Origin of the sequence: Actinomadura nitritigenes, from assembly GCF_017573545.1 — a bacterium.
Taxonomy (GTDB): Bacteria; Actinomycetota; Actinomycetes; order Streptosporangiales; family Streptosporangiaceae; genus Spirillospora; species Spirillospora nitritigenes.
The window spans coordinates 16992-39111 of sequence record NZ_JAGEOK010000019.1 but is presented as its reverse complement, the minus strand read 5'-3'; the positions used below and the strand labels follow the sequence as shown (position 1 = coordinate 39111).

Below are 22120 nucleotides of genomic sequence, written 5' to 3'. Positions count from 1 at the left end.
AAAAGGCCGGCACCTCGAAACCGCGAGGCGACCGATCAGCCCGCTTTTCTCAATGGTTCGTCGTTCTTGGCCATTGATATACCCAGCCAGCACCATGGACGGGTGGAGGAACAAAAGGGAGCAACCTAACATATATAGGGCAATACCCCATCAGATGTCGGGAGTTGAAAGATGAACTACCCACTTCTCAACGTGTTCTTGACCATGATGTGGGTCTTCCTCTGGGTGCTGTGGTTCGTGCTGCTGTTCCGCGTGATCAGCGATCTGTTCCGCGATGACTCCCTGAGCGGCTGGGCCAAGGCCGCTTGGACGGTCTTCGTCATCGTCCTGCCGTTCCTCGGTGTCTTCACCTACCTGATCGTCCGCGGCAGGGGAATGGGCAAGCGCGAGATCGGCCATATGCGCGAACGCGAGGCCCGCTACCGGGAGGCCGTCGCACGGAGCTCGCCGCCCACCGGAGGAAGCGCCGAGGAGCTGGCTCGCCTGGCGGAGCTGAAGGCCCACGGCGACCTGACCTCGGACGAGTTCGAGCGCGCCAAGACCAAGGTCCTCACGGGGTGAGTTCGCGCGCTTCGCAGAGACCGGCCTGATGGCTCGAGGGATGAGGCGGAACGTGCGCTCGGGGCGCCGGGCGGCCGCCCGGCGCTTCGGAGCGGTCCGATCGAACCGGATCTGGGTGCGCCTCACGGCCCTGGACTTCTTCGGCAACTCCTTCCAGCTGGCCGCGCTCGCCGTGCTGTGCTTCTTCCCGTTCCTCATCGTCGTCACCACGGCGCTCGGCCGGGACACCGCCACCGTGGTCGCCGGATGGCTGGGCCTGGACGAGCCGGCCGCGAAGGCCGTCGCGGACCTGTTCAAGATCGGTTCGATCTCCGGATCGGTGACGGTGCTCGGGACGTGCCTGCTGCTCCTCGGCGCCGTCGCGGTGGCCGGCGTCCTTCAGGGCTGGTACCAGCGCATGTTCGACGTCCCGTCCAGGGGCTGGCACGATCTGACCTACCGGCTGCTCTGGCTCGCCGTACTGTTCGGCTACGGCACGATCCAAGCCGTCGTGGCGAGGGCCCTGGGCTCCTTCGGAGACGCCGTCCTGCAGAACGTGGTCGGCTTCATACTGGCGACCACGTTCTGGTGGACGACCGTCGAGGTGCTGCTCGCAGGTTCGGTCCGCTGGCGCACGTCGCTCCCCACAGCCGCGGCCACGGGAGCGTGCTGCATCGGCCTCGGTGTCTTCTCGGCGCGCTTCTTCTCCGACCAGATCGTGGCCAACAACCAGAACTACGGCCCCATCGGGGTCGTCATGGTGATCCTGTCCTGGCTGGTCGCCGTCGGGGTGGTCGTCCACCTCGGTTCGGTGCTCGGGGGCCTGTTCACCGAGCACCGCGGCCGGTCCCGCCCGCGCCGCCGGGCAGCGGGCTCCATGGGCGCCTCAGCGGCGGCTGAGGACCCTGTCAGGCGACCGTGACGGCGTCGTCCAGGTAGACGTCCTGGACCGCGTGGATGAGCTCCACGCCCTCGTCGCGCGGGCGCTGGAAGGACTTGCGCCCCACGATGAGGCCCATGCCGCCGGCCCGCTTGTTGATCACGGCGGTCCGGACGGCCTTCGCCAGGTCGCCACCGCCGACCGAGGCGCCGCCGGAATTGATCAGCCCGACCCGGCCCATGTAGCAGTTGGCGACCTGCCAGCGGGTCAGGTCGATCGGATGACCGGTGGTGAGTTCGTCGTAGACGCGGTCGTCGGTCTTGCCGAACCCCAGCGCGGTGAAGCCGCCGTTGGTCTCCGGCTGCTTCTGCTTGACGATGTCGGCCTCGACGGTGGCGGCGAGATGGTTGGCCTGCCCGGTGAGGTCGGCGCTGACGTGGTAGTCGATCCCGTCCTTCTTGAACGCGGGGTTGCGCAGGTAGGCCCACAGCACCGTGAACATGCCGAGCTCGTGGGCGCGTGCGAACGCCTCCCGCACCTCCTGAAGCTGCCGCATGCTCTCGGGCGCCCCGAAGTAGACGGTGGCGCCGACGGCGACCGCGCCGAGGTCGAACGCCTGCTCGACGGAGGCGAACATGACCTGGTCGTAGGAGTTGGGGTAGCTGAGCAGCTGGTTGTGGTTGAGCTTGGCGATGAACGGGATCCGGTGGGCGTACCGGCGCGAGGCCATGCCGAGCACTCCCAAGGTGCTGGCGATCGCGTTGCAGCCCGCCTCCACCGCCAGCCGGCACAGGTTCAGCGGGTCGAAGTAGTCGGGATTCGGAGCGAAGGAGGCCGCCGCCGAGTGCTCCACGCCCTGGTCCACCGGCAGGATCGACAGATAGCCGGTGTCCGCCAGGCGTCCCGTGCCGAAGACGTGCTGGAGGTTCCGCAGCACCGCCGGAGGCCTGTCGCTGACCGCCTGGACCCGGTCGACGAAGTCCGGTCCCGGTACGACGAGCCGGTCGCGGGAGATCGTCTCGCACCGGTGCTCCAGCAGGGCGGGCGCTTCCTCGCCGAGCAGTTCTTTGAGTCCCATGCCCTCAGGATCAGCGGCCCGCCGAGCCCCTTCCCAGGGCCGAACGTCCCGGGTCGGCCGCTTCGGGGACCCGGAGGAGCCCGGACGCGCTGGGGGCGCCCCCGCCGGCCCCCCTTCGCGTCCGAGCCCGGCACCTCCGAGTTCCCGCCGCCCCGGCGGTCGCGGGTCACTTCGGCCGGGTGACGACCGCGACCGGGGAGGCCGCGTGATGGATCACCCCATGGGCGACCGACCCCAGCCACGGGCCGGGCCAGTGGTGCTCGCGGGTGCCGACGACCAGCAGCGCCGCCTTCCGCGACCGGTGGGCGAGGACGGAGACGGGGTGGCCCGCGCGCACCTCGGTGGCCACGTCGACGAGCGGGAAGCGCTCGCGGAACGGCGCGCAGGCGGCGACGAGCCGAGCGCGCCGCTCATCGTTGATCCGCTCCTCGTCGGCCCAACGGCCGAGCTCCGCTTCCGCGGGGGCCTGCCAGGCGTGCACCATCCTGAGCCGCGCCCCGCGCGCCGAGGCCGCGGCGAACGCATGGGCCAGGACGTCGTGGTCCTCCCCGTCGAGGCCGCATCCGACCGCCACCTCGCCGTCCTGCACGCCCCCGTCGCGGACGATCACGACCGGTACGGAGGAGCGCCCGGCCATCCGCAGGCTCACCGAGCCCAGGAGGAGGTCGGCGAAGCCGCCGCGGCCCCGGCGGCCGAGGACCAGCTCCAGGCCGCCCTCGGCCTCGGTGCCCAGCGCGTCGATGGTCGAGCCGACCGCCAGCGCGGCGGTGACCCGGAGATCGGGGTAGCGGTCCCGGACCGCCGCCTCGGCCTCCGCGAGCACGGCGCGGCCGGCGCGCGAGACGCGCTCGTCCTCCTCCGGAGGCGCGAAGCGCCTGACCTGGTACGGCCAGATCTCCGCCACATGGACGATGTGCAGCCGCCGATGCCATCGGACCGCCTCGGCGGCGGCCCAGGCGACGGCGCGGCCGGCACTGACGGAACCGTCGGTTCCCACGATGACCGGTGCGGACATGGCCTCCTCCAGCACTCAGACGCATTCGCCGTCACCTCAAGGTTCGGCCGGGCCGTGCCGCGCCCACCAGAGACGAAGGTCCATTCGGAGCGGGACCGTTCGGCTTCCCGCGAGGCCGCGAGGACCGTCGAGAACGGCGCATCGGACGCGACCGAAATCGATCACGGGACCTTGGTCCCTTGGCGGGCACCGCGGGGCACGTTCTCATGGTGGTGTGCCAGGCGGCCTCTCAGGGGAGGAACGTCATGTGCCTGGAGCAGATCGGCCGGGTCGTCGAGACGGGGGACGGCACCGCCACGACCGCCATCGGACGGCGACGGCTTCCGTTGTCACTGGTGATCCTGGAGTCGCAGGGCACCCCGGTCTCTCCCGGAGACTGGCTGGTCGCCCACTGCGGCATCGCCCTGCGAAAGATCACGGAGGACGAGGCCGCCGGGCTGCTGGCGGCGCGCGCCGAGGCAGTGGAGCCGCCGTCATGAGCCCTCGATCACGAGGAATCGCGTTCGCGTCCGGTACCGCGGTCATCAGCGGTGTCGCGATCTTCCTGAACGCCCGCGGTGTGCGCGAGGCCGGCGACGTGACGGTCTACACCACCGCGAAGAATCTGGTCGCCGCCGGCCTGCTGGCCGTGCTGCTCGTCCTCAGGCCGGGCTCCGGGCGCCGGCTCAGGGGCTCCGAGGGCGACGGCCGGGCGGCGGGGCGGCCGTCGAAGGGGGCGGTCGCGGGGCTGGTCTGCGTCGGGATCATCGGCGGCAGCGTGCCCTTCGTGCTCTTCTTCGAGGGGCTGGCCCGGGAGTCGTCGGTTCATGCGGCGTTCCTGCAGAAGACGCTGGTGATCTGGGTGGCGCTGCTGGCGCCCGTCCTCCTGGGCGAACGGCTCCGGGCCGGCCACGGCGCCGCGATCGCCCTGCTGGTCACCGGGCAGGCGTTCGCGGACGGCGGTCTCGGCGGCTTCCGCTTCGGTCCGGGAGAGGCGCTGATCCTCGGTGCGACCCTGCTGTGGTCGATCGAGGTGATCCTGGCCAGGCGGCTTCTGGCGGGGCGGGTGGCCCCGCTGGTGCTGGGCACCGCGCGGATGGTCCTCGGGTCGGCCGTCCTGATCGGGTGGATCGCGGCGAGCGGACGGTGGTCCGCGCTGACCGGGCTGGACGCGCGCGGCTGGGAGTGGGCGGCGCTGACCGGCGCGATCCTGGCCGGGTACGTCGCCGGCTGGTTCACGGCGCTGTCGCTCGCCCCGGCCGTCGACGTGACGGCGGTGCTGAGCACGGGTGCGGTGGTGACCGCGGTCCTGAGCGCCCTCGACACCGGTGCGGCGCCACCGGCCGTCCAGGCGGGCGGGCTGGTCATGCTGGTGGCGGGAGCGGCGCTGGTCGTGACGCTCGCGTCCCGGGCGCGGCGGGCGGGCGTCGAAGAGGTCTCCGCGTGACCTGCGGCCCGGTGCTCTTCGCACGGTTCGCCTATCCGCCGAACGCCCTGGGCTACTGCGGACCGGCCGACAGCGAGGCCGTGCGGGGATACGCGGGCGCGGGCACCGTCGATCCGGGCCTGGTCGACCTTGCCGGACGGTTCACCGGAGCATGGCCCTACCTGCAGCTCATCGCCGCGGCCTCGCGCATCACCGATCCGCTGGACGCGCGGGTGGTCCGCGCCTACTGGGTCGGCGGCCCGCTTCTGGAACGGGTCGGTGCCGGGCTGATGAGGGCGCACCTGGAGGAGCGGTTCCGCCGCAGGATCGGCGGCCACTGGGCGGACCTGACATCCGCCGAGATGACCGGAGCCCGCGCGCACCACAACTTCCACGTGTTCGCGGTCTATCCCTGGGTGGGGCTGCTCAGGGCCGAGTTCGCCGAGGAGCCTCTCCGTGTACTGGATCGGTGCCGGATCCGCTGGGGCCGGGTGGAAGCCGTCGGGACCGGGTCGGTGACGGTGCGGTCGCGTCCCTTGGTGTGGGACGGCCTCGGGCTCGCGTTGGGCGCGCCCCGCGACGAGCAGGTCATGCCCGGCCCGGGGATCGAGGTCGCCGTGGGCGATGTGGTCGCCCTGCACTGGGACTGGATCTGCCACCGTCTCGACGCCTCCGGTCTGGCCGTCCTGCGGCACTACACGATGAGCCAGATGGCGCTGGTCAACGCCGCGCCACGGCCCGCGCCCGTCCTCGACCGCGGGCCCGGGACACGGGCGTCCCTCTGAGAGGAGGTCGGTAGGGGTGGAGACAGCACACGACGCCGCCGAGATCATGGCCGGGCAGCGTTTCTTCGCCGGCATGCGGGAACGCCATCGCGACGCCCTCGCCGCGGCGGCCGAGATCGAGGACGTCCCGGCCGGGCACCGCTTCTTCACCGAGGGCGGCCCGGCGGAGCGGTTCTGGCTGCTGCTGACCGGTTCGGTCGCGCTGGACCTGCAGGTTCCGGGCCGGGGCGCGGTGGTGGTGGAGACGCTTCCGCCGTCGTCGATCCTCGGCTGGTCGTGGCTGTTCGGCCCGTACCAGTGGAGGTTCGGCGCCGTGGCCGTGGACCCGGTGACGGCGCTGCGGTACGACGGGCCGATCGTGCGGGAGCTGTGCGCCGCCGACCTGACCCTCGGATACGAGCTGACCAAACGGTTCGGTGCCGTCATACTCGACCGCCTGGAGGCCACCCGGGTCCGGATGCTCGACCTGTACGCCCACCCGGAGGAGCGGGCATGACATCCGCAGCCTCGCTTCCCATGGAGCCCGTCCCGTACCGGGTGACGCGGCGGCGCGAGGAGACGGCCGACACCGTGACGCTCTCGCTGGAGCCCGTCGGCACGCCCATCCCCGAGCCGGAGCCGGGGCAGTTCACCATGATGTACGCCTTCGGCGTCGGTGAGGTGCCGATCTCGGTCAGCCGCACCGTGCCGGTGCTCGAGCAGACCGTCCGCGCGGTCGGGGCGGTGACGAGCGCCGTCACGCGGGCACGGCCGGGACAGGTGCTGGGGCTGCGGGGGCCGTTCGGCTCGGGGTGGCGGCTGGACGAGGCGCGCGGCCGGGACGTCCTCGTCGCCGCGGGCGGGATCGGCCTCGCGCCGCTGCGGCCCGTGGTGCTGCGCGCGCTGGCCGACCGGGACGCGTTCGGCCGCGTCGCCGTCCTCATCGGCGCCCGCACCCCCGGCGACCTGCCGTTCGCCGCCGAGTTCGACGAGTGGCGTCGGCGCGGCGCACAGGTCGAGGTCACGGTGGACCGGCCCGCTCCGGGCTGGACCGGCCACGTCGGGCTGATCACCGCTCTGGCGAAGGCCGCCGGCGTCGATCCGGGAAGGGCCACCGCCTTCGTCTGCGGGCCGGAGGTCATGATGCGGCTCACCGCCGAGTCGTTCATCGGGCTCGGGATGCGCGCGACCGACGTGCGGCTGTCGCTGGAGCGCAACATGCATTGCGGGCTCGGCTGGTGCGGGCACTGCCAGCTCGGGCCTCTGCTGATCTGCCGGGACGGGCCCGTCGTCGCCTACGAGCGGGCGCTGCCGCTCATGACCGTCAGGGAGCTGTAGCGATGGGACGGCCGACGCTCGCCGTGTGGAAGTTCGCCTCCTGTGACGGCTGCCAGCTGACGCTCCTGGACTGCGAGGACGAGCTGCTCGCCCTCGCCGGTCAGATCGAGATCGTGCACTTCCTGGAGGCCGGCGCCTCCGGCGCCGGGCCCTACGACGTCTCGCTGGTGGAGGGGTCGGTCACCACGCCCGCCGACCTGGACCGCATCCGCCACGTGCGCGCCGTCTCCCGGAGGCTGGTCACGATCGGCGCGTGCGCCACCGCCGGAGGCGTCCAGGCGCTGCGTAACTTCGCCGACGTCGAGGAGTTCGCGTCCGTCGTCTACGCCAGTCCGGAGTACATCGACACGCTCGCGACCTCCACGCCCATCGCCGCGCACGTGCCGGTGGACTTCGAGCTGCGCGGATGCCCCATCGACCGCCGCCAGCTGCTGGAGGTCCTCGCGGCACACCTCGCCGGCCGCAAGCCCGACGTGTCGCGGCACAGCGTCTGCTTCGAATGCAAGATCCGCGGGAACGTGTGCGTGATGGTCGCGCACGGCACCCCCTGCCTCGGCCCCATCACGCACGCGGGATGCGGCGCGATCTGCCCCGCCTACGGGCGCGGCTGCTACGGCTGCTTCGGACCGACGCCGACCTGGAGCGGCGCCCGCCCCAACACCCGCGGGCTGCTGCCGTGGCTCGACATGACCGACGACGAGGCGGATCGCGTGCTGTCGACCTTCAACGTCGCGGCCTTCCGCGAGGAGGCGCGGCCGGACGGAGCGGGCGATGACGCATCGCAATGACAGGACGCTGAAGGTCGGCGCCCTCGCACGGGTCGAGGGCGAGGGGGCGATGTACGTCCGCGTCCACGGCGCGGACGTCCGGGAGGTGCGGCTGAACATCTACGAGCCGCCGCGCTTCTTCGAGGCGTTCCTGCGGGGCCGCGCCCACACCGAGCCGCCCGACATCACGGCGCGCATCTGCGGGATCTGCCCCGTCGCCTACCAGATGAGCGCATGCCAGGCCATCGAGGCCGCGTGCGGGGTGACGGTGGACGGCCCGATCGCGGACCTGCGGCGGCTGCTGTACTGCGGGGAGTGGATCGAGAGCCATGCCCTGCACGTCTACCTGCTGCACGCACCCGACTTCCTCGGCTACCCCAGTGCGGTCGAGATGGCCCGCGACCACCGCGACGTGGTGGAGCGGGGGCTGCGGCTGAAGAAGGCGGGCAACACGGTCATGGAGACCCTCGGCGGCCGGGCGATCCACCCGGTGAACGTCAAGGTGGGCGGCTTCTACCGGACACCGGCACCGGCGGAGCTGGCCCCGCTCGCCGAGGCGCTGCGGGCGGCCCGCGACGACGCGCTCGCGACCGTCGAGTGGGCCGCTGGATTCGAGTTCCCCGACTTCACCCACGACCACGAGTACCTCGCCCTCACCGCCGAACGGTATCCGCTGGAGGGCGGCGTCCTCAGCCGCGGTTCGGGGCGTTCCTTCCCGGCCGCCGACTTCGAGGAGAACGTGATCGAGCAGCAGGTGCCGCACTCGACGGCCCTGCACGCCCGCTTCGCCGACGGCGGCCGCTACCTCGCCGGACCGACGGCCCGCTACTCGCTCAACCGCGGCCGGCTGTCGCCGCTCGCGCTGGAGGCCGCCGACCGGGCCGGGCTCGGCCCCGAGTGCCGCAACCCGTTCCGCAGCGTGCTGGTCCGCGCGGTCGAGATCGTCTACGCCGCCGACGAGGCCCTCCGGATCATCGCCGGCTACGAACCGCCGCCCCGTCCGGCCGTCCCGGTGCCCCCGCGAGCGGGGACCGGGCACGGGGCCACCGAAGCACCGCGCGGACTCCTCTACCACCGCTACGACCTCGATGCCGACGGGAAGATCACGGCCGCCCGGATCGTCCCGCCGACGTCGCAGAACCAGGCCGCCATCGAGGACGACCTCCGCCGGTTCGTCGCGGCCCGCATCGACCTGGACGACCATTCCCTCACCCACCAGTGCGAGCAGGCGATCCGCAACTACGACCCCTGCATCTCCTGCTCGACGCACTTCCTCGACCTCACGGTGGAACGGTCGTGACCATCGTCATCGGGATCGGCAACGAGCTGCGCCGCGACGACGGCGCCGGTCCCGCCGTGATCGCGGCCCTCCGCGGCCGGGCGGCGGCGCCGCCGGCGACCCTGGCGGTGACCGACGGCGAGCCCGCCCGCCTGATCGAGCTGTGGGCCGGGGCCGATCTCGCGATCGTCGTCGACGCGGTGCGCGCCGAGCCGCCCGCTCCCGGCCGGATCCACGACCTCGGCGCGGACACGGCGGCCCTCGCCGCGCGGCCGGTCAGCGGGCACGCGCTCGGGCTCGGGGAGGCCGTGGCGCTCGGGCTCGCCGTCGACCGGATGCCGGAGCGCCTGCGCGTCCTGGCGATCGAGGGCCTCGACTTCGGGCTGGGGCCCGGCCTCACCCCGCAGGTCTCCGCCGCCGTCGGCCTCGTCACCGACCGGCTGGCCGCCGAACTCGCCGCACCGGCGGTGACCGGGCCGCCGGGCGGCCACGGCGGACACCATTCCGCACGCATCGCAGACAGGGAGAAACCCATGCCGCAGCCCGAACCGCTCAGCGTGCCCGCCTCGCACCGCCGGGAAGGAGGCCGGCCGTCATGACCGCGCCGGAGAGCACGGCCCTGGAACTGACCGGCCTCGGCCCCCTGCACGACGCCCTGCGCCGCGCGGGATACACCGTCATCGGGCCGACCGTCCGCAACGACGCCATCGTGCTGGCCGAGCTGGCGTCCGCCGACGACCTGCCGTACGGGTGGGGCGTCACGCTCTCCCCCGGCGGCTACCGGCTGACCCGCCGGCGGGACCGCGCCGCGTTCGCCCACGCGGCCGGGCCGCAGTCGTGGAAGCCGTACCTGCACCAGACCCGGATCAAACTCTGGGACGCCGACCGCACCGAGGACGGCTTCACCGTGCGGAACCGGCCGCCCGACCCGGGCCCGCCGTTCGCGTTCCTCGGCGTGCGGCCGTGCGACCTTCGCGCCATCGCCGTCCAGGACCGCGTCCTCATCGGCGGGGAGCACGTCGACCCCGTCTACGAGCAGCGGCGCCGCGGCGCCTTCATCATCGCCGTCAACTGCACCGAGCCCGGTGGAACCTGCTTCTGCACGTCCATGGGCACCGGCCCGGCGGCCGGCCCGGGATACGACCTCGCGCTCACCGAACTGGTCGACGACGGCGACCCCCGCTATGTCGTGGAGATCGGGTCGGAACGCGGCACCGCCCTCATGGACGACCTCAGGGCGGCCACCGCGGACCCGGCCGACGTCGACCGCGCCCGCGCCGACGTCGCCGCCGCGGCCGGCCGCATGGGCCGTGAGATGCCCGCGCTCGGCCTGCGCGATCTGATGGCCGGAACGCTGGAGGCCGACCGCTGGGACGAGGTCGCCCAGCGCTGCCTGAGCTGCGGCAACTGCACGATGGTGTGCCCGACCTGCTTCTGCACGCGGGTCGCCGACACCACCGACCTGACCGGCGACCACGCCGAACGCTGGCAGCTGTGGGACTCCTGCTTCGACCTCGACCACTCCCACCTGCACGGGGGGAGCGTGCGCTCGTCCCCCAAGAGCCGCTACCGGCAGTGGCTCACCCACAAGCTCGGCACCTGGCACGACCAGTTCGGCTCGTCGGGCTGCGTGGGCTGCGGCCGCTGCATCGTCTGGTGCCCGGTCGGCATCGACCTCACCGAGGAGGTGGCCGCCCTGCGCGCCGAGGCCGCCGGGAACGGCCCCGGCGAGCCGGGCGGGGGGTAGCGGCGCGCGCATCCGGGCCGGGACCCGCGTTCCGGCCCCGTCCCGTCGCCGGTCGACGGGAGATCACTCGTGCGGTCGGAGGAGAAGGAGCGCGATGTCGTCCGCGCGGTCGCCGACGTCGCCTGCGGCGGCCGTGAGGCGGTCGGCGATCGTGTCCAGGGAGCACCGGGCGCCGCGGTCGAGGATCTCCGCGAGCTTGTCGATACCGGAGGCGATGTCCTCGCCGGGGACCTCGACGAGTCCGTCGGTGTAGAGCGCCAGCACCGCGCGGGGCGGGAGCGGAACCTCGTGAGACCGGTAGGTCGTGTCCGCGGTGATGCCGAGCAGGAGGCCGGGGTCCAGGTCCAGGACGGTCGCGGTGCCGTCGGGCTCGTGCAGCAGCGGCGGCAGATGGCCGGCGCTGGCGAAGCAGGCGGTGTTCGCGCCCAGGTCGATACGGGTGTACAGGCAGCTGGTGAACAGGTCCGTCTGGAGATCGGCCAGAAGCCGGTTGGTGCGGGCGAGGACCTGGTCAGGCGGTGCACCGGCGGCAGCGTGGGCGTGGATGGCGGTGCGGACCTGGCCCATGAGCGCCGCGGCGGCGATGTTGTGCCCCTGGACGTCGCCGATGACCGCGGCCACGGTCCTGTCGTCGAGCCGGATGACGTCATAGAAGTCGCCGCCGATGTCCACTCCCTGGGCGGCGGGCAGATATCGGGCCGCCACGTCCAGGCCGCTCACCTCGGGCAGGGCGTGGGGGAGCAACTCCTTCTGAAGGCCCTGGGCGAGAGCGTGTTCGGTGTCGTAGAGGCGGGCCCGGTCGAGCGCCTGGGCGATCAGCCCGCTGAGTGCCGTGAGGGTGGCGCGGTCCTCGGCGCCGATCGTGTGGGGATGGTCGTAGGCGAGGATCCAGGTGCCGATGGGACGGCCGGAGGCGATCAGCGGCAGGTACGCCCAGGCGGCCATGCCGTCGTACTGGCGGGCGCGGGCGGGGTAGGCGCGTTCCAGGTCGGCGCGGTCGGCGAAGAAGCCGGCCGTTCCCTCGGCCAGCGCCCGCGCCGCCGGGCTGGGGAAGGTCAGCGGCGTGCCGTCGAAACGCTCGACGACCCTGGGCGTGTAACCGCGGTGCCCGATGACGCGCAGGCGGCCGCCCTCGGCGACGGCCATCGCCAACGCCTGGGCACCGAACGCGGGCAGGACGGTGTCGGCGACCAGGTCGACGACGTCCCGTACGCTGACGGCCTCGGTCAACGCACCGGCCAGATGCAGGAGATGGTGCAGGGCTCCCAACCGCAGCGGAGGGGCGCCGGCGGGCGAGCGGGCTTGTGCCACCGCCGGGGCCTGCGCGGGAGCGATGCGGAGACTGATGCCGGTGTCGTCGGGGAACAACCCGAAGTCCAGCCACTGGCCGTCCGGGCGCATGGCGGTGAAAGAGGACGGCTGCCTGCCGATGACCGCGGCACGGTAACGGTCCTCGCAGACCGGGTCGTTGAGCCACGGCAGCGACTCCCAGGGCAGCGTCCCCACCAGGTCGACGGAGTCCTTACCGAGCAGGGCGGCGGCGGTGCGCGTGGCGAAGGCGACCCGGCCGTTGAGGTCCAGTGAGACACCGCCCTCGGGAAACCGCTCCGCGAACCTCACCGCCTCTCCCTCGGCCGGCTCGGCGCCGGACGACGGGATCGCCATGACCCGTGGCTCGGGTGCGGGCTCGAAGGCCCGGTCGGCGGCGGGTGTGCAGTGCAGAACGGTCCCCAGCAGGTCGCACGCGGCACCGACCCGCTCCCGGACGGGTGGCGTGAGGAAGTCGTGCCGCGCCCCGGGCCAGAGCAGCAGCAGCGCCCCGTGGACGATCCCGTCGTGCGTCACCGGAGCCGCGACCAGGCCGAACCGGTAGGGGAACACCAGGGCGGCCCGCGGGTAGCGGCGCGACAGCTCCTCCGGGCCGTCCACCTGTATCAGCTGCCGAGCGCGGACGGCGTCGGTCGCCGGCAGGGGATGCGTCAGCGCGACCCGCCGCCACAGGGCCGCGACCTCCCCCGGCAAGCCGACGAGCACCTCCAGCGCGAGGGTCTCCTCATCAGGTGCCAGGACGTACAGGGCGCCGGCGTGCGCCCCGGCGTCCCGTACCGCCTCGAAGACCATGTCGCCCAGCGCGCGCCGGGCGATCTCGCCCGCCCCGCCGTCGAGGGGGGCCGGCCCTGATCCGGGATGCCGGTTCAGCGGGGGACCACGGCGACCGGGCAGTGCGCGTGGTGGATGGCCCCGTGGCTGATCGAACCGAGCCGGGGCGCGGTCCAGCTGCGCTCGTGCGCGCCGGTGACCACCAGGCGGGCGCTGCGGGAGGCGTTGGTCAGCGCGGCCACGGGGTGCTCGATGAGGACCTCTTCCACCACCTCGACATGCGGATACTTGGCGCGCCACGGCGCGATCACGGTCGCGACCTGCTTCCGGATCTCCGCCTCGACCTTCTCGTCGTCGGGGGCGTACCCCGCCTCGATGTAGGTGGGGTACATCAGCCAGGCGTGGACCACCCGCAGGCGGGCCTCGTTGAGGGCGGCGGCGTCGAAGGCGTAGCTCAGGGTCGTCTCCTCCTCCTTGGTCAGGTCGAGACCGACGACGACTTCGCCCTGGGCGTCGGTGTCGCCGCGGACGATGACGAGCGGGACGGTCGTGCGAGCCGCCATCCGCAGGCTCGTCGAGCCGAGCAGCATGCTGGAGAAACCGCCGTGCCCGCGGCTCCCGAGCACGAGTTCGTAGGCCTTCTCCGACTCGCGCATCAGGGCCTTGGGCGCGTACTCGGCCACCAGCAGCGTCGTGGTCTGCAGCTCCGGGTGCCGTTGCCGGACCCGCTCCCGTGCTTCGTCGAGGACGCGATGGCTGAGCCGTGTCAGGCGCTCGATCGTCTCGGGCGGTGCGAACAGCGGCGCGCGGTACGGGCTGCTGTCGACGGCGTGGACGATGTGCAGGGGCCGGTTGCGGCGGACGGCTTCGTCGGCGGCCCAGTCGATGGCGTGGTCGGCGCACTCTGACCCGTCGACGCCGACGACGATCGATTCGGACATGTTCCCTCCTCGGTGATGCGCATCGCGGACGCCGGTGCCCCCGCGGCTCTGCGTGCGGTCTCGACTCCAGCGTCACCGGCGCGGCCGATCACTCCCTAGGGGCGAAGGTCCCCCAGTTCAGGGCCTTCCCAGCGTGGAGGTCCTTTACCGCCGCACGGGACGTCGGGCCGCGGTCGGGGAACCGCGCCGGGTCGGGGCCGTAGGCGCCATCGCCGAACGCGGTCCCTATAGGCCGGCGAAAACCTGACGAACTCTTGAAGTGTGAAGCGCGGCCGCCACCGAGCGGCGCGGGCGCGGCTTAGAACCTGGTCAGAAGCCTTCCCAGAGGGAAGGGAGGAGGGTATGACCGGTGGATTGCTGACCGACCTCTACGAGCTGACCATGGCGGCGAGCTATCTCCAGCACGGGATGACCGAGCGGGCGACCTTCAGCTTGTTCGTCCGCCGCCTGCCCGCCGATCGCGGCTTCCTCGTCGCCTGCGGGCTGGCCGACTGCCTGTCGTTCCTCGAGGACTACCGGTTCGCTCCAGAGGACATCGACTATCTGGAACGACAGCAGCGATTCGGCAGGAGCACGCTTCGGGCGCTGGAGGACCTCCGGTTCACCGGGGACGTGTGGGCGGTGCCGGAGGGACGGGTCGTCTTCGCCGGTGAACCCCTCCTGGAGGTCACCGCACCGATCATCGAAGCGCAACTGGTGGAGACCGTCCTGCTCAACCACGTCACGTTCCAGTCCCTGATCGCCACCAAGGCCGTCCGCTGCGTCCAGGCCGCCGCCGGCGCGGACGTCATCGACTTCTCCTTCCGCCGGACGCAGGGCGTCGACGCCGCCATGGCCGTCGCGCGCGCAAGCCACATCGCCGGCTTCGCCGGCACGAGCAACGTCGAAGCCGCCCGCCGCCACGGCATCCCGGCGGCCGGGACGATGGCCCACTCGTACATCGAGGCGTTCTCCGACGAGGAGCACGCCTTCGCGGCCTTCGTCGGCGACTTCCCCGACCGCTCGACACTGCTGGTGGACACCTACGACACCCTGGACGGGGTCAGAACCGCGATACGCGTGGCCCGGCGTGCCGGCCTTCACCACCTGCCCGGTGTCCGGCTCGACTCCGGAGACCTCGGTGCGCTGGCCGTGGGGGCCCGGCGCATCCTGGACGAGGCCGGCATGACGCAGACCCGGATCGTGGCCAGCGGCGGGCTCGACGAGTACCGGATCGCCGAGATCGCGGATCGCGGCGCCCCCATCGACACCTACGGCGTGGGCACCAAGATGGGCGTCTCCGCCGATGCCCCGGTCCTCGACAGCGCGTACAAGCTCGTCTCCTACGGCGACCGGCACGTGATGAAGCTGTCGGCCGGCAAGGCCACCGCACCCGGCGCCAAGCAGGTGCACCGCGGGCCGCAGGGCGACACCGTCTCCCTGCGGGACGAGCCCGCGCCGCCGGGCACCGAGCCTCTGCTCGTCCCGGTGATGCGGGGCGGGCGCACGATCGTCTCCGAGCCGCTCTCCGCGGTCCGGGACCGCCTCGCCGGCGAACTCGCGGCGCTGCCCGGGCAGGTCACCCGGCTGCGGGCTCCGGAGACCGGTGCCGTCCGCCTCAGCGACGGCCTCCGGCGAGCCCGCGACAGGCTCCGCGAGGAGCTGATCTCCCGCCAGGGCCGGTGAGAGGCCGCCGGGCGACGTCACCGTGCGGTCGGGGTGGGGTCGTCGGCGAGCACGAAGTAGTTCTCCTCCTCCTGCGCGAAGTGCAGCCGCAGGACGGCGTGCAGCTCCTGGATCGTCGCGCGGAGGTCGGCGGCCGTTCCCTCCGAGTCCGGCCGGTCGCGCAGCTCGGCGGCCAGCAGGCCGATGCGGCGCGTCAGGTCGGCGATCTCGGTGTGGCCGCGGCTCATCACCCCGGTCGGGTCCGATCCGCCCAGGGCGCGGGCCACGGCCGGATACAGCTGGTCCTCGTCGCGGCGCTCGTGGTCGGCGATGTCGCGCAGGAGCCTCTCGACGGTGTCGAGCGCGGCGTCGCGCGTCCCGAGGTCCGGTCCGGCGATCTTCTCGGCGAGGTCGGGAAGCCCGTCGATGCGGGGGCGCAGGGCCCGGTGCTCGTCGTCGAGCCGGCGGACGAGATCCGCCTCGTCTCCGTGCAGCCGGGGCCTGCTGTCGCGTCCGGGGCCGAGCGCGCGCAGGGCGCCGAGGATGGCGGCGAGGTCGATGCCCTCCTGCAGCAGGGCGCCGACCGCCGGGGCGAGGTAGCCGAACGCGGCGGCCAGCATGGCCACCAGCGACAGCCCCATGCCGAGCAGGGCGCTCTGCCGGGCGACCGAACGGGTCCGCCGGGCGATCGCGAGCGTCTCGGCCAGCCGCTCCAGGCGATCGACCGTGATCACGACGTCGGCGGTCTCGGAGGCGGCCGTCGCGCCGCGGGCGCCGAGCGCGACGCCCACGCCGGCCGCCGCCAGGGCCGGGGCGTCGTTGACGCCGTCACCGACCATGACCGTGGCGGCGCGGGCCGTCTCGGCCCGCGCGATCTCGACCTTGCCCTCGGGGGTCTGCCCCGCGTGGACGGCGTCGGCGCCCACCAGCTCGGCGATCGGTCCCGCGACGGACGGCCGGTCGCCGGTCACCATCACCGTCCGCTCGATCCCCGCCCTGCGCAGCAGCCGGAAGGTGCGGGCCGCGTCGGGACGGACCGTGTCGCGCAGCAGCAGGACCCCCGCGAGCCGCCCGTCGACGCCGACGAACACGGTGATCATGCCGCGCGCGGCGGCACGGGCCCGCATGCGCTCGACCCAGGCCGGGTCGCCCTCCCCCGCCCAGTCGGCCTTTCCGACGCTCACCTCGTGACCCGAGACCTCCCCACGCGCACCCTTGCCGGGCTCCTCCGTCACCCCGGACGGGGCGGCGAGCCGCAGTCCGCGATCATGGGCCGCGCCGACGATCGCGGTCGCCAGCACGTGCGGGGACACCTGGTCGATGGCGGCGGCCGCCCCCAGAACGTCCTCGGCGGTCCGGCCCTGAGCCGTGACCACCTCGGTGAGGGCGGGGTGCCCGGCCGTGACCGTGCCGGTCTTGTCGAACAGCAGCACCCGGGCTTCGGCGAGGCGCTCCAGCGCGCTCCCGCCCTTCACGACCACTCCCCTGCGCGCGCACCGCGACAGCCCGGAGACGAAGGCGATCGGCGCGGCCAGGATCAGGGGGCAGGGGGTGGCCACCACCAGCACCGCCACGGCGCGGACCGGATCCCTGGCCGCCCACCAGGCCGCCCCCGCGAGCACCAGCGTCGCCGGCAGGAAGAACGCGGCATAGCGGTCGGCGAGCCGCACGAACGGGGAGTTCTCCGCCGCCGCCTCGCGGGCCAGCCGGACGATCCCCGAATAGGTGCTGGAGCGGCTGTCGGTGGTCGCCCGCAGCCCGAACGCGCTCCCGGAGTTCACGGCTCCGCTGCGCACGCCGTCCCCCTCGGCGTGCTCCACCGGGACGGGCTCGCCGGTCAGCGTCGACTCGTCCAGCACCGCCGGCCCCTGCTCCACCTGCCCGTCCACGGGGACCACCTCGCCCGGACGGACGAGCAGCCGGTCCCCGGGACGGACCCGTTCGACCTCGACGGTCTCCAGCCCGTCCGCGCCACGGCGATGCGCCACGCGCGGCGCCATCGACAGCAACGCCCCCAGGTCCCGGCGGGCGCGGCGTCCGGCGCGCTCCTCCAGCAGCCGACCGCCTGTGATCATGGCCGCGATCACGGCGCCCGCCAGGGGCTCGCCGACGGCGAGCGTGCCCGCCAGGGCGAGCAGGGCGATCACGTCGCTGCCGAACCTGCGGTGCAGCAGCCCGTCCAGCACCCACCAGGCGGCGGGGACGAGAACGATAACGGTGACCAGCGCCCAGGCGTCGTCACCAGGACCCGGCAGCCCCGCCCAGCGCAGAGCCGCGCCCACCGCCAGCCCCAGCGCGGCGGCGATGAAGAGAAGCTCCGAAGCACGGCGCCTGAGCCCGTCGATGACGTCCATCCGCCCTCCCACGATCAGCGATGGGCCCGGCGGGCGGCGTCCACCGCCACCACGAGCCGCGACACGGCGAGCGCGACGGCGAGCACGATCGCGCCCCACAGAACGGCGTTCAGGGACGCTCCCAGCCAGAGAGCCGTCGCGGTGCCCGCCGTCGCGACGGCGGGCACCGCGAGATGCGGACGCCGGCGCGGCCCGCGGTGTGCGGCCCCGCCGTGCCCCGTCCCGGACGCTCCGGGGACCTCGGTTCTCACATCGGCCCCGTGAGTTCGGCGATGTCCTCGCTCGCGAGTCCCTGGAGCCGGTCGGCGAGGTCCGCCAGCGCCCGGCTGACGGCCAGTTCGTCGCCGATCTCCGGTATCCGGCGGTCGGCCGGATTGCGGCGGGCGTGCCCGTGCCCGGTGGTCTTCTGCTCACGGCCGGTGAACAGCACCGCGCGCACGTCGGTGTCGGTGGCGTCCTCGCTGATGTAGAGCTCCACGCTCCACTGCTTGGTCTCCATGGTGAACCTCCTCACCTGGCTGGCCTCCAAATCCCATGCTCGGCGGCCGCCTCCGGCCGCCCCAGGGGCGAACGTCCCTCGCCCGGACGACCAACGACCCGTCGTGCGTCAGGACCGTTGACCGGCCGAAACGGCCTCGGCCACCGCATCCCGCCGCCCCGAGGCGCTGGGACGGGAGCCGCCGGGTCCCCGGCGAGCGGGGCGAAGGTCCCGTGCGGAAGGCGCCTTCCGCCTCTGCTTCCGCGACGGGACGGCGCCTGCACTGAGAGCAGGAACCCCCCGTCCAACCGTGCCGCAGGGCACGCGGAAGGAAAGATCATGTTGATCAGCGGCTCCGTGGTCCACGCGTTCATCGCGCTCCTGGCGCTCACCCCCCTGGACCCGACCCCCACCCCGACGACCACCGCCCCCACGACGCCGGCGACGACCCCCGGCACTCCCTCACCGACGACTCCTGAGCCGACCACGCCGACGCCCACCGCGCGGGTGGCGATCACTCCCTCGACGGTGCCGGCGGGCGGCGCCCAGGTCACCGTCACCGCGTTCTGCCCGCAGGGCACCGCGAAGGCCACCGTCGGCTCCAACGCCTTCGGGCGGCACCCGCTCAACGGCACCGGCCGGCTGACCGTGCAGACCCTCGCCGCCGCCAGGCCCGACCGGTACGCGGTCAACCTGCGCTGCGAGGGGACCACCATCAGCGCGCAGACCTCGCTGCTGATCACGCAGGCCAGTCCCGCTCCGACCCCCTCCGGCCCGACCCCGTCCGGCCCGCCGCAGACCGGAGGCGGCGCCACCTCGGCCGCGAACCCGCTGCTGACCGGCGGCGTCGCCCTGATCGGCCTCGGCGCCGTGGCGGGCGTGCTGGCGCTGCGGCGCCGCCGCGAAGGCGGTGAATGACATGCGCCGATGGGGCGGCAGGTGGCTGCCGATCGCAGCCGCCGCCGTCGCCATCGGAGCGCTGCTGGTGGTGTTCGGCCTCCACCGCGCCGGCCCTCCCCCGCACCCGTCCACCAGCCCGAGCACGACCCTCCACCCACGCCCCGCCACACCCATGCCCAGATCGGTGCCCGTCCGCATCCGCATCCCCGCCATCGGCGTGGACGCCCCCGTCCTCGCCCTGGGGCTCAACACCGACGGAACCGTCCAGGAACCCTCACTGAGCCAGCCGCACCTCACCAGCTGGTACAAGGGCGGTGCGGCACCGGGCGAGCGCGGCCCCGCCGCCTTCTACGGACACGTCGACACCCGCGCCTCGGGACCGGCGGTGTTCTACGCCCTCGGCAAACTGAAGCCCGGCGCCCAGGTGAGCGTCACCCGGCAGGACGGCCGCACCGCGGTATTCCAGGTCACCGCCCTCGAACAGGTACCCAAGGCCCACTTCCCGACCAAGCGCGTCTACGGCCCGACCACCGACCCCACCATCCGGCTCATGACCTGCGGCGGCACCTTCAACCCGGCCAAGCACAGCTACAACGACAACATCATCGTCTACGGGGTCCTCGTCGGATGGACCATGACGTGACCGGGCCCGGCGTGCGGCACAGCGCCCGCGCTGTGCCGCGGGACCCTTGGCGGGCCGGACCTTCACGACCCCGCACGGCCTCCGCCGTGGACGGTATCGTCGCCGTCGACAACCGGCTCACCGCCGCCGTCGACGACCGGCCGTCCCCGTACCGCCGATCTCACCGACTACTGACGGTCGCCCGGCGACCGCCGAGCGGAGGGGCCGATGCCGCTCACCCGTCCACGCTCCGGTGCTCAGACGGCCCTGTACTCCGGTCCGTGCCGGGCGAAGGGGCCAGGAGCCGGGTTCGCGCCGTCCGCAGCCGATCGGCCATGACCTCCGCGAAGCGGCGCGTCAGCTCGTAGCCGAGCGAGGGGTCGACGGCGCACAGGACCCGGACCAGCCGCCCGTCGAACTCGACGGCTTCGACGGGTGTGCTCGCCACCGCTCCGAACCGCCACCGGTACGGCGGGAACATCCACGACCATCCGACGACCGCGCCGGGGCCCAGCGCGTCGATGGGGACGGAGCCGCCCCCGGGCAGGCGCGAGTCGAGAGCGACCGTCCCGTCGCGGATGATCCAGAACCGCTCCGCCGGTTCGAGCTCGGTGGCCAGGCGGCGGCCCGCCGGGAAGGCGGTGAGCCGAGCGGCGGTCGCCAGCCTGCCGAGATCCGTACCTCGCATGCCGCTCAGGAAAGGCTCTCGCGCCAGTTCCCCCGTCACCATGGCCATGATCGCTCACCCCCCGGCCTCGTCGTCGGTCTGCTTCGGCCCGGCGCGCGCGGGCGCGGGGCCGCTCGTACACGTCCGGGCCGAGAGGGTCTGCCCTCGGCCCGGACGTTCACCGGCGGTCCGTTCACTCGACAGGGCGGGGGACGACGGCGACGGTACAGGCGGCGTGCTGCAGCACCGCGTGGCTCGTCGCTCCCAGCGTCAAGTGCTCCACGGTGCCCGTCCCGCGCTGGCCGACCACGGCCAGCGCGGCGCCTTCGGCGGCTCCGAAGAGAGCGTCACGGGGCGACTCGAGCATCAGCTCGGTCACGGCCTCGACGTAGGGGTACTTCACCCGCCACGGCGCGACCGCCCGCTCCAGGACGGAGCCGCACACGTGCCGGAGCTTGTCCTCGTCGGCGAAGAGCGACAGGTCCCCGTCCGGGGCCGCACCGGGCTCCCAGCACCCGTAGACCGCGCGCAGCTCCCAGCCGCGCAGAGCCGCCTGCTCGAAGCCGAACGCCAGCGCCGCGTCCGCGGACCGCGACCCGTCGACGCCCACGACCACGCGGCGGTGGTGCGCGCCGGCGGACCTGACGACCACGACCGGGCGGCGTACCCGCGCGGGCAGCTGCAACGCGGTCGAGCCGATGGGAAGCTCGCCCGTTTCGTGCGAGCCGACCACGATCAGGTCGGCGTCCTCGCTCGCGTGCAGCAACGCGGGGTAGACGCTCCCGTCCATCAAGCGTTTGCGCACCTGCAGGGCGGGCGCCATCTCCCGCGCGAGCTCCACACCGCTGTCGAGCAGGTGCTCGCCCATGCGCTTGACGATCCCGACGCCCTCGGGGTCGAGGTAGGTGATCGGGTACGGCCAGCGCCAGACGTGGCAGACGGTCAGCGGAACGCGCCGCATGCGCGCCTCTTCCACCGCCCACCGCAGGGCCTGCTCGCTGCCGGTACCGCCGTCATAGCCGACGAGCACGTGGCTCATGTCCCCTCCTCACGATCTGCCGGTACCGCGGCCGCGGTCCCGGGGGCGGAGCGCCGCCGTGATCCGCCCGCTCAGACGGCCGGGACGGCGCCGAGCACGTCCAAGTCGACCTTCGGCGGGTCGAGTATCGAGTTCTGCACGGTGCAGCTGGCCACGGCGGCCTCCAGGCCCTTCAGCGCCGTCGCCGGGAGGTCGACCGGGGGACGCAGGTGGAGGCGGACCCGCGCGACGCGGGCGGGGACGCCCGGGTTCATCGTGAAGTCCGCGGTGATCTCCAGTCCGGTGGCCGGTAGCGCGCGTCCCGCGAGGTAGCGGCGGGCATAGTGCGCCGCGCACGCCGCCAGGGCCGCCACGAACAGCTCGACCGGTGTCGGGCCCGCGTCCATGCCTCCCGAGGTGTACGGCTGGTCCACGCCGATCACGTGGTCCCGTATGAGCACGGTGAAGGCGTCGTTCTCACGGTGGACGACCCTGATCTCCTGCATCGGGAGGTCGCCTCCCTCATTCGTTTCGTCGTTTGCCCTTCACCTATAGCCTCACCTGGGGAGACACCGTCGCATGA

24 protein-coding genes are annotated in these 22120 nt (G+C 73.2%); 14 read left to right on the top strand and 10 right to left on the bottom strand.

From position 1 onward, the window contains the following. The first annotated feature begins 171 nt into the window (after nt 1–171). A complete protein-coding gene (locus J4557_RS28020; RefSeq protein ID WP_208269742.1) occupies nt 172–561 on the top strand; it encodes a PLD nuclease N-terminal domain-containing protein in 390 nt (129 codons plus the stop codon). A gap of 115 nt (nt 562–676) precedes the next feature. Next, nucleotides 677–1462, top strand: a complete 786-nt coding sequence (locus J4557_RS28015) for a YhjD/YihY/BrkB family envelope integrity protein (protein ID WP_208269741.1) — start codon at nt 677–679, stop codon at nt 1460–1462. On the opposite strand, the gene J4557_RS28010 is transcribed toward J4557_RS28015, so the two are convergent. Together J4557_RS28010 and J4557_RS28005 are read right to left on the bottom strand one after the other, a co-directional pair. Beyond that, complete coding sequence (locus J4557_RS28010; RefSeq protein WP_208269740.1) at nt 1449–2498, bottom strand: class I fructose-bisphosphate aldolase; 1050 nt, start codon at nt 2496–2498, stop codon at nt 1449–1451. The genes J4557_RS28015 and J4557_RS28010 overlap by 14 nt on opposite strands. Before the next feature lie 166 nt (nt 2499–2664). Continuing rightward, nucleotides 2665–3513, bottom strand: a complete 849-nt coding sequence (locus J4557_RS28005; RefSeq protein WP_208269739.1) for a universal stress protein — start codon at nt 3511–3513, stop codon at nt 2665–2667. A gap of 245 nt (nt 3514–3758) precedes the next feature. Between J4557_RS28005 and J4557_RS28000 the strand changes: the two genes are divergently transcribed. The 9 genes from J4557_RS28000 to J4557_RS27960 are packed head-to-tail and all read left to right on the top strand — an operon-like array spanning nt 3759 to nt 10813. Beyond that, a complete protein-coding gene (locus tag J4557_RS28000) occupies nt 3759–3992 on the top strand; it encodes a HypC/HybG/HupF family hydrogenase formation chaperone (RefSeq protein WP_208269738.1) in 234 nt (77 codons plus the stop codon). Further along, nucleotides 3989–4939, top strand: a complete 951-nt coding sequence (locus J4557_RS27995) for a DMT family transporter (RefSeq protein WP_208269737.1) — start codon at nt 3989–3991, stop codon at nt 4937–4939. Before J4557_RS28000 ends, J4557_RS27995 begins: the two co-directional genes overlap by 4 nt. Then, complete coding sequence (locus J4557_RS27990) at nt 4936–5703, top strand: DUF6390 family protein (RefSeq protein WP_208269736.1); 768 nt, start codon at nt 4936–4938, stop codon at nt 5701–5703. The genes J4557_RS27995 and J4557_RS27990 overlap by 4 nt, the downstream gene beginning before the upstream one ends. A gap of 16 nt (nt 5704–5719) precedes the next feature. After that, a complete protein-coding gene (locus J4557_RS27985) occupies nt 5720–6199 on the top strand; it encodes a Crp/Fnr family transcriptional regulator (protein ID WP_208269735.1) in 480 nt (159 codons plus the stop codon). After that, nucleotides 6196–7020, top strand: a complete 825-nt coding sequence (locus J4557_RS27980; RefSeq protein ID WP_243776457.1) for an FAD/NAD(P)-binding protein — start codon at nt 6196–6198, stop codon at nt 7018–7020. The genes J4557_RS27985 and J4557_RS27980 overlap by 4 nt, the downstream gene beginning before the upstream one ends. Nucleotides 7021–7022: 2 nt before the next feature. Further along, nucleotides 7023–7808, top strand: coding sequence for an NADH-quinone oxidoreductase subunit B family protein (locus J4557_RS27975; RefSeq protein WP_208269734.1), 786 nt, complete (start codon nt 7023–7025; stop codon nt 7806–7808). After that, the gene (locus J4557_RS27970; RefSeq protein ID WP_208269733.1) at nt 7792–9087 is read left to right on the top strand and encodes a Ni/Fe hydrogenase subunit alpha; all 1296 of its coding nucleotides are present in this window, start codon (nt 7792–7794) and stop codon (nt 9085–9087) included. The genes J4557_RS27975 and J4557_RS27970 overlap by 17 nt, the downstream gene beginning before the upstream one ends. Then, a complete protein-coding gene (locus J4557_RS27965) occupies nt 9084–9665 on the top strand; it encodes a hydrogenase maturation protease (protein WP_208269732.1) in 582 nt (193 codons plus the stop codon). Before J4557_RS27970 ends, J4557_RS27965 begins: the two co-directional genes overlap by 4 nt. Beyond that, the gene (locus J4557_RS27960) at nt 9662–10813 is read left to right on the top strand and encodes a 4Fe-4S dicluster domain-containing protein (RefSeq protein WP_208269731.1); all 1152 of its coding nucleotides are present in this window, start codon (nt 9662–9664) and stop codon (nt 10811–10813) included. Before J4557_RS27965 ends, J4557_RS27960 begins: the two co-directional genes overlap by 4 nt. 63 nt (nt 10814–10876) lie before the next feature. On the opposite strand, the gene J4557_RS27955 is transcribed toward J4557_RS27960, so the two are convergent. Continuing rightward, the gene (locus J4557_RS27955; RefSeq protein WP_208269730.1) at nt 10877–12934 is read right to left on the bottom strand and encodes a PP2C family protein-serine/threonine phosphatase; all 2058 of its coding nucleotides are present in this window, start codon (nt 12932–12934) and stop codon (nt 10877–10879) included. A 74-nt stretch (nt 12935–13008) separates the two neighbouring features. Then, entirely contained in the window at nt 13009–13854 is an 846-nt protein-coding gene (locus J4557_RS27950; protein WP_208269729.1) for a universal stress protein, read from the bottom strand. Nucleotides 13855–14196: 342 nt separating this feature from the next. Here J4557_RS27950 and J4557_RS27945 point away from each other — a divergent pair, with 342 nt between their 5' ends. Beyond that, complete coding sequence (locus J4557_RS27945) at nt 14197–15519, top strand: nicotinate phosphoribosyltransferase (protein ID WP_208269728.1); 1323 nt, start codon at nt 14197–14199, stop codon at nt 15517–15519. 17 nt (nt 15520–15536) lie between these two features. On the opposite strand, the gene J4557_RS27940 is transcribed toward J4557_RS27945, so the two are convergent. Genes J4557_RS27940 through J4557_RS27930 form a run of 3 tightly spaced genes read right to left on the bottom strand, consistent with a single transcriptional unit; the run spans nt 15537 to nt 18351 of the window. After that, the gene (locus tag J4557_RS27940) at nt 15537–17852 is read right to left on the bottom strand and encodes a heavy metal translocating P-type ATPase (protein WP_208269727.1); all 2316 of its coding nucleotides are present in this window, start codon (nt 17850–17852) and stop codon (nt 15537–15539) included. A gap of 14 nt (nt 17853–17866) precedes the next feature. After that, nucleotides 17867–18103: a hypothetical protein gene (locus tag J4557_RS27935; RefSeq protein WP_208269726.1), complete on the bottom strand. Its 237-nt coding sequence runs from the start codon at nt 18101–18103 to the stop codon at nt 17867–17869. Continuing rightward, entirely contained in the window at nt 18100–18351 is a 252-nt protein-coding gene (locus J4557_RS27930) for a DUF1876 domain-containing protein (protein ID WP_208269725.1), read from the bottom strand. Before J4557_RS27930 ends, J4557_RS27935 begins: the two co-directional genes overlap by 4 nt. Nucleotides 18352–18669: 318 nt before the next feature. On the opposite strand from J4557_RS27930, the gene J4557_RS27925 reads away from it, so the two are divergent. After that, nucleotides 18670–19248 carry a hypothetical protein gene (locus J4557_RS27925; protein WP_208269724.1) on the top strand — a complete coding sequence of 193 codons (579 nt, stop codon included), beginning with the start codon at nt 18670–18672 and terminating at the stop codon, nt 19246–19248. A 1-nt stretch (nt 19249) separates the two neighbouring features. Continuing rightward, complete coding sequence (locus tag J4557_RS27920; RefSeq protein ID WP_208269723.1) at nt 19250–19873, top strand: class F sortase; 624 nt, start codon at nt 19250–19252, stop codon at nt 19871–19873. 214 nt (nt 19874–20087) lie between these two features. On the opposite strand, the gene J4557_RS27915 is transcribed toward J4557_RS27920, so the two are convergent. The 3 genes from J4557_RS27915 to J4557_RS27905 form a co-directional block, all read right to left on the bottom strand. Next, complete coding sequence (locus J4557_RS27915) at nt 20088–20540, bottom strand: Crp/Fnr family transcriptional regulator (RefSeq protein ID WP_208269722.1); 453 nt, start codon at nt 20538–20540, stop codon at nt 20088–20090. A 172-nt stretch (nt 20541–20712) separates the two neighbouring features. After that, nucleotides 20713–21558 carry a universal stress protein gene (locus J4557_RS27910; RefSeq protein ID WP_208269721.1) on the bottom strand — a complete coding sequence of 282 codons (846 nt, stop codon included), beginning with the start codon at nt 21556–21558 and terminating at the stop codon, nt 20713–20715. A 71-nt stretch (nt 21559–21629) separates the two neighbouring features. Further along, on the bottom strand, nt 21630–22043 hold the full coding sequence (locus tag J4557_RS27905; RefSeq protein WP_208269720.1) for an OsmC family protein: 414 nt from the start codon (nt 22041–22043) through the stop codon (nt 21630–21632). Between the last annotated feature and the right edge of the window lie 77 nt (nt 22044–22120).

Bases quoted from the DNA above. Each gene is read 5' to 3' on its own strand.
- J4557_RS27925 (WP_208269724.1), top strand. From the start codon at position 18,670: ATGTTGATCAGCGGCTCCGTGGTCCACGCGTTCATCGCGCTCCTGGCG.
- J4557_RS27905 (WP_208269720.1), bottom strand. From the start codon at position 22,043: ATGCAGGAGATCAGGGTCGTCCACCGTGAGAACGACGCCTTCACCGTG.
- J4557_RS27975 (WP_208269734.1), top strand. From the start codon at position 7,023: ATGGGACGGCCGACGCTCGCCGTGTGGAAGTTCGCCTCCTGTGACGGC.
- J4557_RS28005 (WP_208269739.1), bottom strand. From the start codon at position 3,513: ATGTCCGCACCGGTCATCGTGGGAACCGACGGTTCCGTCAGTGCCGGC.
- J4557_RS27950 (WP_208269729.1), bottom strand. From the start codon at position 13,854: ATGTCCGAATCGATCGTCGTCGGCGTCGACGGGTCAGAGTGCGCCGAC.
- J4557_RS27940 (WP_208269727.1), bottom strand. From the start codon at position 17,852: ATGGACGTCATCGACGGGCTCAGGCGCCGTGCTTCGGAGCTTCTCTTC.
- J4557_RS27930 (WP_208269725.1), bottom strand. From the start codon at position 18,351: ATGGAGACCAAGCAGTGGAGCGTGGAGCTCTACATCAGCGAGGACGCC.
- J4557_RS27920 (WP_208269723.1), top strand. From the start codon at position 19,250: ATGCGCCGATGGGGCGGCAGGTGGCTGCCGATCGCAGCCGCCGCCGTC.
- J4557_RS27945 (WP_208269728.1), top strand. From the start codon at position 14,197: ATGACCGGTGGATTGCTGACCGACCTCTACGAGCTGACCATGGCGGCG.
- J4557_RS28000 (WP_208269738.1), top strand. From the start codon at position 3,759: ATGTGCCTGGAGCAGATCGGCCGGGTCGTCGAGACGGGGGACGGCACC.
- J4557_RS27910 (WP_208269721.1), bottom strand. From the start codon at position 21,558: ATGAGCCACGTGCTCGTCGGCTATGACGGCGGTACCGGCAGCGAGCAG.
- J4557_RS27970 (WP_208269733.1), top strand. From the start codon at position 7,792: ATGACGCATCGCAATGACAGGACGCTGAAGGTCGGCGCCCTCGCACGG.
- J4557_RS27915 (WP_208269722.1), bottom strand. From the start codon at position 20,540: ATGCGAGGTACGGATCTCGGCAGGCTGGCGACCGCCGCTCGGCTCACC.
- J4557_RS28020 (WP_208269742.1), top strand. From the start codon at position 172: ATGAACTACCCACTTCTCAACGTGTTCTTGACCATGATGTGGGTCTTC.
- J4557_RS27995 (WP_208269737.1), top strand. From the start codon at position 3,989: ATGAGCCCTCGATCACGAGGAATCGCGTTCGCGTCCGGTACCGCGGTC.
- J4557_RS27980 (WP_243776457.1), top strand. From the start codon at position 6,196: ATGACATCCGCAGCCTCGCTTCCCATGGAGCCCGTCCCGTACCGGGTG.
- J4557_RS27960 (WP_208269731.1), top strand. From the start codon at position 9,662: ATGACCGCGCCGGAGAGCACGGCCCTGGAACTGACCGGCCTCGGCCCC.
- J4557_RS27955 (WP_208269730.1), bottom strand. From the start codon at position 12,934: ATGGTCTTCGAGGCGGTACGGGACGCCGGGGCGCACGCCGGCGCCCTG.
- J4557_RS28010 (WP_208269740.1), bottom strand. From the start codon at position 2,498: ATGGGACTCAAAGAACTGCTCGGCGAGGAAGCGCCCGCCCTGCTGGAG.